Annotated in this window: 5 protein-coding genes and 5 pseudogenes; 4 read left to right on the forward strand and 6 right to left on the reverse strand. The window is 65.4% G+C overall.

Translation table 11 applies throughout. The annotated features are described in order from the left end of the window. Positions 1-414 precede the first annotated feature (414 nt). From OG972_RS49400 to OG972_RS39910, 4 genes and pseudogenes are all read right to left on the reverse strand, one after another. Positions 415-756 (reverse strand): annotated as a pseudogene (locus OG972_RS49400) (IS630 family transposase); the annotation flags it as partial. Between the two features lie 178 nt (positions 757-934). Continuing rightward, positions 935-2326, reverse strand: coding sequence for a group II intron reverse transcriptase/maturase (gene ltrA, locus OG972_RS39900; RefSeq protein WP_266989916.1), 1392 nt, complete (start codon positions 2324-2326; stop codon positions 935-937). An 833-nt stretch (positions 2327-3159) separates the two neighbouring features. Next, the gene (gene ltrA / locus OG972_RS39905; RefSeq protein WP_266989918.1) at positions 3160-4578 is read right to left on the reverse strand and encodes a group II intron reverse transcriptase/maturase; all 1419 of its coding nucleotides are present in this window, start codon (positions 4576-4578) and stop codon (positions 3160-3162) included. Positions 4579-5195: 617 nt separating this feature from the next. Further along, positions 5196-5312, reverse strand: a pseudogene (locus tag OG972_RS39910) (IS630 family transposase); the annotation flags it as partial. On the opposite strand from OG972_RS39910, the pseudogene OG972_RS39915 reads away from it, so the two are divergent. Further along, positions 5290-5832 (forward strand): annotated as a pseudogene (locus OG972_RS39915) (transposase); the annotation flags it as partial. The pseudogenes OG972_RS39910 and OG972_RS39915 overlap by 23 nt on opposite strands. Positions 5833-5864: 32 nt before the next feature. On the opposite strand, the gene rph reads toward OG972_RS39915, so the two are convergent. Then, entirely contained in the window at positions 5865-8462 is a 2598-nt protein-coding gene (gene rph / locus OG972_RS39920; protein ID WP_266989920.1) for a rifamycin-inactivating phosphotransferase, read from the reverse strand. 1341 nt (positions 8463-9803) lie between these two features. Between rph and ltrA (OG972_RS39925) the strand changes: the two genes are divergently transcribed. Together ltrA (OG972_RS39925) and OG972_RS39930 are read left to right on the forward strand one after the other, a co-directional pair. After that, positions 9804-11171, forward strand: coding sequence for a group II intron reverse transcriptase/maturase (gene ltrA, locus OG972_RS39925; RefSeq protein ID WP_266979310.1), 1368 nt, complete (start codon positions 9804-9806; stop codon positions 11169-11171). A 115-nt stretch (positions 11172-11286) separates the two neighbouring features. Next, positions 11287-11612 (forward strand): annotated as a pseudogene (locus tag OG972_RS39930) (transposase); the annotation flags it as partial. Positions 11613-11908: 296 nt separating this feature from the next. Here OG972_RS39930 and OG972_RS39935 read toward each other — a convergent pair. Then, complete coding sequence (locus OG972_RS39935) at positions 11909-13204, reverse strand: ricin-type beta-trefoil lectin domain protein (RefSeq protein ID WP_266989922.1); 1296 nt, start codon at positions 13202-13204, stop codon at positions 11909-11911. A 570-nt stretch (positions 13205-13774) separates the two neighbouring features. Here OG972_RS39935 and OG972_RS39940 point away from each other — a divergent pair. Further along, a pseudogene (locus tag OG972_RS39940) lies at positions 13775-14107 on the forward strand (IS200/IS605 family accessory protein TnpB-related protein); the annotation flags it as partial. Positions 14108-14264: the final 157 nt, after the last annotated feature.

Raw genomic sequence — 14264 nt, forward strand, 5'->3', positions numbered from 1 at the left:
CGTCTGGCCCTGCCTGGTTTCCCTGGTCAGTTGAGTTGAACCGTTCCGGGTTCGGTAGGGACTCGATCATTTGAAAGGATCGAATCATGGCACATCCTTCCCCTTGCCTCCTTCATCGACGAGCACCGTGAGCTTGATTCCCTTCGGTGGAAAGGGGCCGACCTTCAGTGGCCGCAGGGGCGATCCGGTGCCGCGACGGTCCACGCCACGTCTTCCGTGCTCGGATCGAGTACAGGTTGCCGACGGAGTCGGGCACGGCCAGAAGCGTTCCGTCCAGTGCCAGTACCCGCATTCCCCGGAACAGGTCCCGGGATCGTGCCCAGCGGGCGAGCCACGGCCCGGAACAGTTCGCGCATCACCGACCAGCGCTGCACCGGTGCGCCGTGGCGAGCAACAGACCCCAGTGTCGGATCGGGCAACGTTCGCCCTGTCGACGACTGCGCGTAGCCGCCGGTCGTCGGCGTGGCAGTTTCGCCAGATGATGTAGTGGTGGATCATGCTGACCTGCTCTTTGTGGGTGGCGTGGCCGGTGCCGTCGAGGGTGAAGTAGCGCAGGGTGGTGAACTGGACTTCGATACGGTTGAGCCAGGAGCTGTTGGTGGGGATGCATGCGATCTCTACGTGGTTCGCTTTCGCCCAGTCGCCGATTCGCTGGCATCTCCAGGTGGTCACGTGGGGGAGAAGCTGTCACAGACAATCGCGATCCGCACCGACGGTGAAATAGAGGGTGCGCAGGTAGAGGCAGAACTCCAGGAACGGTCGCGGTCCTTGTGCTTGCCGCTGTGTTCGGCCCCCTTCCGGCCCATGAGATTGAGCGGTTGGGTCGGGGACGAGACGCCGTGCACCCTTGCAGGTGTCGGTCTTCCCGTCCCCGCCCGCCGAACCGGACGTGCCCGTTGGCCGGGCATCCGGCTCTCCACGTGATCCGAGAGGGTCAGGTGAGGTGTTCGCTGACCTGGCCGACGAATGCCATGTCGTCGTGGTCGGTCCGGCGGAAACGTGCTCCGTCGGGATCGACCTCGTCCATGTTCCATGGCGTGCTGATCTGCGCTCCGCGGTAGCGGTAACGCTCGACCCGCATCTTCGCCGGGTTGTAGAGGACCATGCGGTCCTCCGCGATGCGGTCGGCCCCGTAGTAGCGCCGCCGCAGCTGCTTCCAGGTCAGGTGAGGGTGCTTGCGGCGAATCCACAGAAGCAGCCTCCACCATGCGTACCAGCCGAGGTAGGAGAACGTCTTCTTCGATGCGCCGTAGCGGAAGTAGGCCGCCCAGCCCCGCAGGACCGGATTGACCTTCCGCAGCACCTCTGCCAACGAGAGCGAGGTCGTTCCCTGCCCCGTCAGCTTCTTGATCTTGTGCATCACCGATGCCAGCGCCTGCTTCGCCGGAATCGTCAGCACGACGCGACGTCCGTCGCCACGGGTCTTGCTCTGGATGTGAAAGCCCAGGAAGACGAAGCCGTCGACGATGTGGGTGATGTGTGTCTTCTCGACCGAGAGGGTCATCTTTAGCCTGCTGGCCAGCAGTTCGCCGATCTGCGACTTCAGCGCTTCCGCGTCAGACCGGGTGCCGTGCACGAGCACGACGAAGTCGTCGGCGTAACGCACCAGCCGAAAGTTCGGCAGCCCCTTCTTGCGCCGGTACTGCCTGCGCCAGCGCGGACTCATCTCCTCGTTCCAGATCCGGACGAAGTACCGGTCCAGCACGGAGAGATAGATGTTGGCCAACAGCGGGGAAGCGACCCCGCCTTGCGGAGTGCCGTTCAGACTGTCCGCGAAGCCACCGTGCAGTTCGATAACCCCAGCCCGCAGAAACGCACGGACCAGACGCAGAACCTTCCGGTCCCTGACGCGGTCTCCCACCAAGTCCATCAGGACGTGGTGGTCGACGTTGTCGAAGCACGCGGTGATATCCCCCTCCACCACCCACTCGTAGGAGAGGCTGGTGAGCCGGTGGATCTCGGCGATGGCATCCTGGGCCCGACGCCCAGGCCGATACCCGTACGAAGACGGGTAGAAGTCGACCTCGAAAATCGGCTCCAGGACCAGCTTGAGGGCCATCTGCGCAACACGGTCGCGCAGGGTGGGGATCCCCAGATGACGGACCTTGCCGCCCTTCTTGGGGATCACCGCCTGCTTGACCGGCAGCGCGGTGAAGGACCCGTCCTTGAGAGAAGAACGCAGTTCCTCCAGGAACGGAATCACTCCGTGGTCCTCGACGTGATGACGCGTCACCGCGTCCACGCCCGCTGTCCTGGCACCCCGGTTGCCTGACACCCGCTCCCAGGCCACCAGCAAGGTGGACCGGTCGCAGATCAAGTTGAACACGTCGCCGAACCGGCGGTCCGGATCGGCCCTTGCCCATCGGTGCAGTTTGAGCTGATGATCGAGTACCCGCCGCTCAGCCGCGAAAATGCTCGGCCAAGTAGTCGACGGCGCGTCGCTATTCAACAACGCTCCTCCCCGACATCAACACCACTGCGATCACGCTGTCGCCCTTCCCCATGCGGCCGGCTTTCCCGGCCTCGGAGTACTACGGCGACTCCGCCACGATCCGGTGCCATCAGTGAGCGTCGCACCTGCCCGCCGCCCGGCTGGCTGCCGGACGGGGAGGGCGACACCGGATCGCTTCCCACGTTCACTGAGGATCCTTCGACGGCGTCGGTGCCCAGCTCTACCCCGGCGGCATCACCACGGACCGCACATCGCAGTCTTGGTCCGGGCCTCCGACTGCCCAACCTGCGGACAACCGAAGAGGAGAGGCCATCGGACAGAGCACTCTCCAGTACCGCAAAGCGACCCATCCACCAGATTCGGCAGGCCGCTGACGACTCACGGGGCTTCAACCACTGGTTCAGTTTCCTTACACCCATTCCGTCTTCGCTTGCGGGCACGAACCGCCTGGTGGTGTCGGTCCGCCCCTACGTTGTCGAGGCTGCTTCCGGCCTCACCCCCAACCTGGGGATCGGCCTGCCTCCAGCTCCAACCGGTCACTGCGATGACCAGCGGCGGGCTCCTCCTCCCGCACGATTCCTGTGAGGTCGACCCGGAGCGCGGTGCTGGCCTTGCGGTCAGTCCGTTTCTCCGGGTCGCCTCCCGAACCCGGCGTGCGCCGCTAAGCGCACCGGGCTCTCCACAAGTCCCGTGGGTCGGTGTTCACCTCATGCTGTGCTCGGCCATGGTGTCGGGATGCGTGTTCCCCGGTAGTAGTAGCGCTTGGCGCTCACCCTTGCCGGGTCGAACAATTCCATCCCGCCTTCGGCGGGCCAGATACCGTAGCGTCGGCGTAGTACCTTCCAAGGAACACGCCGGTGCTTGCGCTCCTGCCATCTGATGATCTCCTTCCAGAGGAAGGCCCTCAAATAGCTGAAAGTCGCGTTCGAGCATCCGTACTTGAAGTACGCGGTCCAGCCCCGCAGCATCCGGTTGAGCTGACGCAGCAGGTCTTCGAGCGGCAGGTTCATGCTCCGCCGGCAGATTGTCTTCACCTTGGCCATGACGGCCGCCAGGGCCTTCTTGGCCGGATAGACGTAGACGTATCGTTTGCCGGTGCCTCGCTTCTGGTGACGTTGGATGCGCCAGCCGAGGAAGACGAGGCCCTCGTCGATATGGGTGATCAAGGTCTTCTCCGGCGACAGGCGCAGGCCCATCGTGGACAGGACCCCGGCGATTTCTTCCCGCAGGGCTTGGGCGTGCGCCTCGGTGCCCGACACGAGCAAGCACCAGTCGTCCGCATACCGCACGAGGCGGTAGTTGGGCAGACCTTGACGGCGTCGCTTGGCCCTTCCATACGGGCTGGCTCCGGGGCCGCCCGGCCCTTGGGCGATGTGTTCATCCAAGACCGAGAGAGCCACATTGCTCAGCAACGGTGAAAGAATCGACCCTTGCGGAGTCCCGGCGTTGGTATTCACCAGCGTGCCGTCCTCACCGAGGATGCCTGCCTTCAGGAATGCCTTCACCAGATCCAGGACACGTTTGTCTCCGACACGTTCCCGCACCCGGTTCATGAGAGCGGAGTGCGAGATTTCGTCGAAGCAGGCTTTGATGTCACCCTCAACAACCCACTCATACGAGCGGGATGCGAAATGGTGCACCTCGGCCACCGCATCGTGAGCTCGGCGATTCGGACGGAACCCGTAGGAACACGGGAGGAAATCCGCCTCGAAAATCGGCTCCAACACCAGTTTCAAGGACGCCTGAGCGACCCGGTCTCGGATGGTCGCGATCCCCAGATAGCGGACCTTGCCGTCAGCTTTGGGAATCGCGCGTCGCCGAGCCGGTAGGGGTCGGAAGGTGCGGGCTTTGAGATCTTCCCGCAGTTCCGCAAGGAACCCTTCCAGCCCGCGCACGGACTCAATGTAGTAGGCGGTCTCGCCGTCCACTCCCGCCGTGCGCGCGCCCTTGTTGTTCCGCACCCGGTCCCAGGCCACCAGCAGGAAGCCCGGATCCGCGGCGAGGTTGTACAGATCATCGAACCGGCGATGAGGTTCATCACTGGCCCAACGGTTCAGCTTGGTCTGGATTTCCAGTACCCGGCGTTCCGCCTTGAGCAAGGCGTATTCCAGTTCGTCGGTATTCACCAACGACCTCCCGGCATTCCAGCATCCTTACTGCCGACTTGCTGGCCCCCTTCGCCATGTGCGGACCTCTCGTCCGCTCGGACTACTACGGGGCCTCCGCCCCGTCCCGCGCCTTCGACAGACGACGCATCTATCCCACCGGCCCGGATGGATTCCGGGCCTTGGGAGCGACGCGGGACGGTTCCCGTGTTCACGGTGAATCGATCGATCAGTCCGGCATCCAGCTTTGCCCCGGCAGCATCGCCACGGTTACGCCGCAGGCTTTCGCCGTGGCCTCCCCACCGACACGCCAAGTCGGCTACGGAGTCAGTCCGTTCAGCAAACGGACTGTGCACTGCAACCCGGCCCATATCCACCAGATTTGAGCCGGTGCCACGCTTACGGAGCTTTACCACTGATTCCTCTCGTATGCCCTCTGATCTCGCTTGCCGGACCCGGCCCGTCTGGTAGTTCCGAGCAGTCCCGGCTTTGTCAGCGCTGCTTCCCGCCCTCCCCGGCGTCTCCCGGATCGGACTGCGCTCAGCTCCCACCAGTCTGCTGCGACAGGCTGGCGAGGAGGTCTTGCACCTCCTTCGATTCACCGCGCCTCACGGCGCACCAGCGCCTCGTGGCGCACGCCCGAACTCGTCCATGCAGAAGATGACTTCGGGCTTGCCGTACTCGGGTATGACCTCGCCGTCGGCGATCGCGTAGAGGTGCTCCACGCGAGCCTTCTTGCGGCTCGCGAAGCCGGGCCGGTGGCTGTCGTACTCGGTCGGCATGACCGTCACCGCCGCCGTCCACCAGGCGGTGCTGAAGGTCCCGGCCTCGGCATGGACGGCCGGCGATCGAGCCGGGCGGCGAGATCCGTGACGGAGCCTGGGCCACCGAGCTCTCCGAGGATGTCCTGGCCGGCTGGCCGAAAGGCATGCGGCTGATCGTCCGCAAGGAAGGCTCGTACCCCGGAGCCCAGTTGCGCTTCACCGACGCCGACGGGATGCGGCTGACCTGCTTCGCGACCGACACCAAGAACGTGCCGATCGACGAGCTGGAGCTGCGGAACTGACAGCGGGCCAGGGCCGAGGGCAGCTCCCGGGCCGCGGGCCACCGGCCTCACCAACCTGCCCCTCCACGACACCGCGCAGAACGAGATCTTTCTGGAGATCACCCAGGTCGCCCTCGCCTGGATGCCGATGCTCGCCCTGACGGGGCCCGCCCGACGCTGGGAACCCAGGCCCGCGGCTGCGACTGTTCCCCGTCGCCGCCCAACTCGTGAAGCTACGGATGGGGCTTCTCGGTGTGGTCGGTCAAGGCAGGATCTCGACGTATCCGTCGGTTCCGTGCACGCGGATCCGCTGCCCGTCCCGGATCAGCCGGGTGGCCTGCTCCACGCCCACGACGGCCGGCAAGCCGTACTCCCGGGCGATCACTGCGCCATGGGTCATCAGGCCGCCCACCTCTGTCACCAGGCCCGCGATTCCGACGAACAGCGGCGACCAGCTGGGGTCCGTGAAGGTCGTGACCAGGATGTCGCCCGCTTCGAGATCGGCCTCCGCCATGTCAAGGATGACGCGGGCTCTTCCCTCGGTGGTCCCGGCGGAAACCGGTAGGCCGATCAGGGCGCCGGCCGGCACGTCGTCGCGCCGGTACGCCCCGGTGACGGCCTCGCCATCCGATGTGAGCACCCGGGGCGGTGTGAGCGCGTGGTACGACCGGAACGCGTCCTTGCGCTGCTGGATGAGCTGGTCATCCACCTGGTTCGAGCGCACGACGTCGTGGAACTCCTGGAACGTGAGGTAGAAGATGTCCTCCTTCTCAGGAAGCACGTTGGCCTGCACGAGGCGCTCGGCCTCCTCCAGCAGGGCCTGCTTGTAGACGAAGGAGCGGCTGACGATGCCGTACTTCGGGTACTCCCGGTACCCGATGAAGGTTCTGACCCGGTCGATCATCCGCTTGGCCTCGTCGGCCTTCTGGTTCCCGTCCGGCAGGGCCCGCAAGCGTGACAGCACGTCCTGTTCCTTCTTCTGCGCCTTCTGCCGCCCTTGCTCGAAGCGTCGCTCGGCGGCGCCCGGCTCGAAGTTCCTTACGTTGTCGAGGATCACGGGCACGAGCGTGGTGGGGCGCTCGCGCCAACGTGGCCTCGTGATGTCGATCTCGCCGACGCAGCGCATGCCGTACCGGTCGAGGTAGGCCTCTATGGCGTCGCGCGCTTCGGTCCCGCCCGCGAGCTTCGCCAGCTCGTCCAGGAAGCCCTCGTCCTCGACGCCCTGCAGGAACGCCACCACCTCCGACTGCGGGCGGATCACGTCCGCGACGTCGAGCAGCGCCAGTCCCATCTCCGACGTGACGTTGTCGGGGGCGGACAGCGTGAGCGTGTCAGCCGCGTTCTTCTCGCCCAGCCACTCCTGCAGCTTGTCGTTGAGCCACCACGTGGCCTCCATCCCCGCCATGATCGCCTGAAGGTTCAGCGGATCACTGAGGACTCGCTTGTGCTCCTTGAAGGCCTCCAACAGGAAGTCGAACAGCGCCGGTCCGGTCTTCGTCCGGATGTCGCGCTCCAGGGCGGCGATGGACACCTGGCTGCGCTCGATCAGCTCGGCGACGATTGCCGGATCGGTCTCGATCGGGGCGGACGCACCGCTGGCCGGCGGCCCGCCGGGACCCGCGTCCGGGAGCGACGGGACGAAATCGTCGCGGTCGAGGACGGTCTCCAGAGCGTCCCTGATCAGCGGATCGCCTCTCCCCATGACGTCCAGGAGACCGGCGCGGCTCGCGGGCGAGGCCAGGCGCCGGGTGACGTCGACGAACAGTCTTCCGCCGGCCTCGTGCATCGGCACCATGGCCGTCAGCTGCCACAGGGAGAGCCCCAGGGGCTTCATGGGGTCGGTCATCATCTGCCCATGACCAACGGAGACGTAGACGTGATTCTCCTGGTCGCCGGTCTCGGGGATGGGGAACAGCGTCGTGATCGGCCGACTCTGAACGATCTGGAAGCCATCATCGACCAGGCACCATTCGATGTCCTGCGGGCGGCCGAAGTGCGCTTCGATCCGCCGCCCGAGCTGCACGAGCCGCACGACCTGCGCATCCGTCAGGGCCGGCTGCTCCTGCCGCTGCGAGTCGATCGCCACTTCCTGCGTACCGCCAGCCGGCAGGGCGTGAACGGCACGCTGTTTGGCGGCGATCGCCTTGGCCACGACTTCGCCGTGTCGCACCTTGAAGACGTCCGGGTTCACCAGGCCGGAGACCAGGGCCTCGCCGAGGCCGAAGCCGGCGTCCACGGTGGCGACCTTCCGGTTGCCCGTGACAGGGTCGGCCGTGAACAGGATGCCGGCCGCATGCGGGAAGACCATCTGCTGCACGACCACGGCCATGTGGACCGTAGGGTGGTCGATGCCGTTCCGCTGGCGGTAGGTCACGGCCCGCTCGGTGAACAACGAGGCCCAGCACCGGCTGACGTGCTGGAGGATCGCCGTCGGCCCCACGACGTTCAGGTACGTGTCCTGCTGACCGGCAAAGGAGGCCGTCGGCAGGTCCTCTGCCGTCGCGCTGGATCGGACGGCGTAGGCGGCTTGCTCGCCGAGCTGGGCGAGCGCCCGGGTGATCGCCGCCGCGAGATCGCCCGGGATGGCAATCCCTTCGATGGTCCGACGAATCTGCGCGCTGAGCGTGCGGATAGCTTCCCGGTCGTCCGGGTTCAAGCGCGACAACTGATCGAGCCGATCGTCGATCGACGGCGCTTCCGCCATGATCCGCCGGAAGGCGTCCGTCGTCACGCAAAAGCCAACCGGCACGCGGATGCCTTCGATCCGCGACAGCCCGCCCAGGTGCGCGCCCTTGCCGCCAACGACCGCGACCTGCATCTCGTCGACCTCTTGAAGATCCAACACGTACCGCTCAATCATTGCGATACCTCCGAGGCAGCCGTGCTCCGTCGCACTGCGGTGGCCGATCGAATCACCGGCGCCTCCAACTCTCTCGAACCTCTTGTCGAGCAGGTCCTCATCCCTGGTTGCCTTCCCTCTGACGAGTCGGCCGGCCGCTCCACCCAGTCGGGCGGCGCGCACCCCCGCACCTCCGCGCCGAGCACCCGCAACTGCACTGCCGGTCCCACCACTGGTTCGACGTCACCGCGTCCCCCATAGATCGACAACAACACACGCACGTCGTGCCCCCATTTCCGCAGGCTGTGGCATCGGCCGACGATTCTGCGCCGTGACCCGGGTCTTGCGGCAAGCCCCCCAGTGCGCTATACGTTGAGAGTGGCAAGGAGAGAGCTCTCCTTGCCTCTGCCTTTTGCCGTCCAATGGAACTGACAAACTTCTCGCGAAGCGGTGGCGCGCCGCGTACGGGTACGCGTCGTTGGCCCAGGCGGATGTCCCATCGGCCTACGGATGCAGGCGCGGAACCAGAGGTTCTTTCCCTTGTCGGCAAGGCCCGAACGTCGAGCGCGCCGCCATCTCGCGGAGGTAATCGCGCCACGCGAGTGCTGGGCCAAGCTCGCCAAAAGGACGCTTGACGGTCGCCCTGGTGCCGTGACCGGCACCCGAGCGAACGACCCCACGCCACTCCGCCCAGATCGTGGCCCGGCTGTCCCGCCGCACCGACCAGATCCTCCTCCTGGGCGCCACTTAGCCTCACGCTTTCGTACGCCCAGCAGAATCTGGAGGTTGGCCATGTAGGTGGTTGATCGTGGTTCGTAAGCTCGTCGTCGCCTGCCGGTGTGAGTCCGGTCCGGGTAGCTGCCAGGAGGCCCGGTAGCAGGCTGGCGGCGTCGGGGGGAAACGCCCGGCGTCGAAGTCCAGCGTCGAAAGCCCTGTGAAGGGGGAGCGAAGAAGCGGTCCGTAGCATCACGCGAAGTCTGCGGCGTCGTTAGAGGCCCGCCCGTGAGGGTGGGGACAGGGAGAGCCGAGCCCCCGAAATCAGGGTGAAGGCCATGGAAGCGGTGAAGATCCTGGAAGGGCAGCCGCGAAGGACTCCCCGGCGTATGGGACATGGAACGTTTCGACGGTGACGGCGGGAACTGGGGAGGCCCTCCCTGGCCCGGCAGCCTGCGGCAAGAGTGCTGTCGGAAGCATCGCGACCTATAACCGGGTGAACCCCGGGAAGGGGAAGCGGGCCGGGTGGGCGTCGGAGGCGGCCGTAGTACTGCTTGAGCCGGACGGACAACACAACCGCCGGTGAGGGAAGGGCCGCTGCTTCGTCGATGCGTACTGCTGAAGTGGAGGGGCCCGGTGAGTGCCCGTGTGGCTAGTCCCGCCGTCGGGGGACGTTCTCCCTCGGATCCGGTCCGTGCCCTGCAGCATGCGCTCTACCGGGCGGCCAAGGCCGATCCCGGACGGCGGTTCCACGCGCTGGGGGACAAGGTCCACCGCAGGGATGTCCTGGCGCGTGCGTGGTCAATGGTGCGTCGTAACAACGGCGCTCCGGGCATCGACGCGGTCGATCTCGGGCAGGTCGAGGAGTACGGGGTCGCCCGGCTTCTTGATGAATTGGCCGCGGAATTGAAGGACGGCAGGTGGCGGCCGCTCCCGGCGCGCCGGGTGTTCATTCCCAAGCCCGGCACGGCGGAGCAAAGGCCCTTGTCGATTCCTGCGGTCCGCGACCGCATCGTGCAGGCCGCACTGAAGATCGTGCTCGAGCCGGTCTTCGAAGCCGACATGCTGCCGTGTTCCTTCGGGTTCAGGCCCAGGCGCGGTGCGCACGATGCCCTCCAGGTCTTGATCGATGAGTCCTGGCGGGGACGGCGATGGGTCGTTGAGACGGACATCGCCAACTGCTTTGAGGCGATTGACCACGAGAAGTTGATGCAGGCGGTCGAGGAACGCGTCTGTGACCAGTCTGTCCTGAAGCTCTTGCGCGCGATGCTGCGGGCGGGAGTCATGGAAGGCGGTCAGGTCCGCCGGCCGGTCACCGGTACTCCTCAGGGCGGGGTTGTCTCCCCGCTCCTGGCTAATGTCTTTCTGCACCGGATCGATCGGGCATGGGAGACACGGCAGCACGGGGTGCTGGTCCGCTATGCCGACGATGCGGTGGTGATGTGCGCGACCCGCGAGCAGGCCGAAGCCGCTTTGGAACGGCTGACACGCCTGCTGGCTGACCTCGGTCTGGAACCGAAGGCAGCCAAGACTCGGATCGTTCACCTGGAGGTGGCAGGCGAGGGATTCGACTTCCTCGGCTTCCACCACCGTTTGGTGGCATCCCGGTCCCGCGACGGGAAACGCCCTGTGACCTTCCTCGCCCGCTGGCCCGCGGGCAAGGCCATGCAGCATGCCCGCGACCGGATCCGTGAACTCACGGAACGGCGCAGACTGCTGCTGCCGGTCAAGGTGATCGTGGAGGACGTGAACACGTTCCTTCGCGGATGGGCCGCGTATTTCCGGTTCGGGAACTCGGCTCATTTCTTTGACCAGATCGGTTCGTATGCGCGGATGCGGATAGGCGGATTCCTCGCCAAGAAGCATCGGCGCACCAGGAAGTTCGGGTGGGCGGTGGTTTCCTCCGCCGCTCAGGATTCCCTGGGCCTGATCGCCTTGCACGGGACCGTTGTTGCACCCAGGCCCTTCCGGGACTGGCGGGGCAGGCCGAATGCCGGTGGTGAACGGCGTCGGTGAGCCGTGTGCGGGAGAACCGCATGCACGGTTCGATGTGGCGGGGGCTGGAAACGGAGCGTACGTACTACGCCACCGCGCCAGCCCCCGACCCTACGCCAGGCTTGGTGTCCGGCAAATGAGCACCCGCCTCGCCCTGGCCCAACTCCCCAAACCCCTGCGGCACGGGCGCCAGACGCTGATCCGCACCGACTCCGCCGGCGGCACCCACGCCTTCCTCGACTGGCTGTCCAAACCGGGCCGATGGCTGTCGTACCCGGTCAGCATGACCATCACCGATGCCATCCACCAGGCAGCCCTGAAAATCCCCAAGATGGCGTGGACCCGGCCTATGACGCCGGCGGCACCGAGCGGCCCGGCGCCTGGGCCGCGGAGATCACCGACATGCCCGACCTGAGCACCTGGCCCAAGGACATGCGGCTGATCGTCCGCAAGGAACGCCCAGCTCGTACACACCGGCCGCCGCCACTGGCTCCGCTTCACCACCCGATGGCCCTGGACCAGCGTGATCACCAACGCCATGGACCGGCTCCAGGCCCTGCCGAACCCCGGCTGACCAGCCACGTCGACCGTCCCAACAATCCGCAGTAACCAAACCGGAGAGTGGAGCCCGGGGCCTACCCGACGCGGGAACCGGGCCCTCTCCCTGGGCCGGCCCCGGAAAAGCCACATCACACAAGAACCAAGTCCCCACCAGCGAACCGACCCGGACTCATGAACGATCGAGGCTGAAGATCAAGCTATGCAATGTTTGGGTCATTGTGAGCCGTTCCTGCTGTCCATCGCCAATAGAGCTCCGGCTCAGGCTGTTTGTTGCAGCTGACGAGACCGAGTCGGGGGTGCTGCGCCGTCCTTGAATTCCAGTAAGGGGGGAGCGAGCGGTCGTTCTGGTAGAGGCACATACCTTTCTCTCCCACGATTCGCCATGCCGTGCGCTTCCAGGTGGTACTTTTCCAGGGTTTGTGTGCCCATTTCTGTTCTGGACGTGATGCGTTACACGGTGCCAGACCGGCGCCGCTGGTCAGTTTGGTGAGGCAATATCCTCTATGGAGTCGTGTTCTGATTGTTCCGGCGTCTCTGATTTCCCATTTCTGCGCGCTGGTTCCATTGCAGGTGTTGATCCGGACTGTGCCGTACTTCGGTTGCATGCTGACTGCTTCGAGGCACTGCTCCGGATCCCTGCTGCTGAACTCGGTGGTTCTTCCAATGTCTCCCATGATTTCTCCGAGGCGTGGGTTCCGGTGCTCTTGCCGGTACTGACGGTGAACCCAGTCCGAATCGTCGAGTTGGAGCGGCCCCCTGTAGGTGTCAGCCGTGGCGCAGCCATTCTTGGAATGGCAATCGGCACGTGCGATGTAGCGCCTGACGGCTGCTTCCTTTTCGGCCACTTGTTCAGGGGGCAGGTTGGGTTCAAGTGACGACATGGTGTATCCGAGATAGGACTCGACGGGGATGCCGGAGAGATATCCAGCTTTTCTGAAGTATCTGGCACCGATGCCGTGGTCGCTGTGGTCGACCTTGCCGCGGAGACCGAAGGCGAAGGAAGCGTTGTCGTAGTCCAGCGTGAGAATACGTTGCGCTCCTTCCTGCCGGGCGAGGTCGGACAGGGTTTGCAGGAGCTGGTCCTCGGTGTAGCTTTCCACGCTTTGGAAAAGCTGAATCCGTTTGCGGGTCGCCAGGAACAGTTTGAGCATGCTCTCACTTTCCTGTCCGTGGGGAAGCCCATCGTGCAGTCCCAGGAAGAACAGTTTGACGGGAGATGGGGAACCGCTTCCGAGGCTGAAGGATCTGATGTTGCGTCCGTTGACCCGTGTGCTGTCCTCGGTCCAGCGATCCGGGGCCCCGGCAAGCTCCGCATAGGCAGCGCGCACCCCGTTCTCTCTTCTTGCGACGTAGTCCCGGGCTGCCTGTGGGCTCTTCCCGTCATCGCCCGCGGTGAGATAGACGGTGGTGACCGCGCATCCGGCACGGATGGTCTCCCTGATCTCCGGGTCGACAAAATAGAGGTCGTCGTCGGGATGTGCGACACCGATCATGGTGCGTTGGCATCCGTGAGGTTCTTGTGCCGCCTTCGACGTCCGGTGCGACGTGGGGCCCGCGACCCTGTTTGCGGGAGGAGAATCACTCGAAGAGCACGATGATCCCAGAACTGCGCACATCACCAGCACCGTAGCGGGAATCAGCCGGTGCGCCGAGCGGGTTTTATTGATGTCCTTCGTCCACTCCACTCAACCATTCCGTCCTTCTCATCCTTTTGGCCCGCATCAGGTCCATGCTCGGGGGTGGTCCTGGGCGGATCGTGGTAGCGAGTGTGACACTCCGGCGAGGCCCCTTGGGATTCGCCGAAGCGCACAACTCATAGGGGTACCGGTAGTTGGACTGCGCAGAACGACCGACTCGCCGGGATGACCGAATATCCAGTGAGTGAAGGGGTTGCGAGCTGCTTTCGGTTTACTGAGTCGAGGTGAGTGGTGGCGAGCGGGAGTGAGTCCTGGTGGTGCATTCACAGGGGTGGGAACGGGGGTTGTGGGGTCGAATGGGTGACCTTGGTGGCTGTTGCTCGTTGGGTCGGGTGGCAGGTATCCGACCGTGAGGGGGGTGGTGTGGTGGGTGGTCTGCGGAAGCTGACGGCCTCCTTCGTGGTGCCCGCGCCTGCCGGGGTGGCGATCCGCGACCGTCTCAAGCGCCTCACGTCCCAGGACGAGATGGTGCTGCGTGCGGTCGGTGCGCACCAGGGTGCGTTGGCTTCGCGTGATCTCAAGGCCCGCTGTGCGGATGGTCTGGGGCACGGTGCGGACACCTGGGCGGCGCGTAAGCGGGAGCTGACGGCACGGTCGTCGTCGCGGATCGCGGGTGCGATCACCAAGGCCACGCACGATCAGTGGGCGCTCGCGCGCCGTTGCCAGGCAGCGCACATGAAGACGCTGGAGGCCGGGATCGGGGGGAACCCCCACCCCCCACCGAACGATGTCCCGTCACGATGCCGCCGGTATCGCGATCGGACGACGCGCCCTTGGACACCCGGTCTGGGATGGGGTATCCCCTGCTCGAACGGAGTTGAGAGCTTGGGGAAGGACGGCACCGCCCCCACACGAC

The organism is Streptomyces sp. NBC_01669 (genome assembly GCF_026339735.1).
GTDB lineage: Bacteria > Actinomycetota > Actinomycetes > Streptomycetales > Streptomycetaceae > Streptomyces > Streptomyces yanii.

Excerpts from the sequence above, each read along its gene's own strand:
- rph (WP_266989920.1), bottom strand. The coding sequence starts at position 8,462 with ATGATTGAGCGGTACGTGTTGGATCTTCAAGAGGTCGACGAGATGCAG.
- OG972_RS39935 (WP_266989922.1), bottom strand. The coding sequence starts at position 13,204 with ATGATCGGTGTCGCACATCCCGACGACGACCTCTATTTTGTCGACCCG.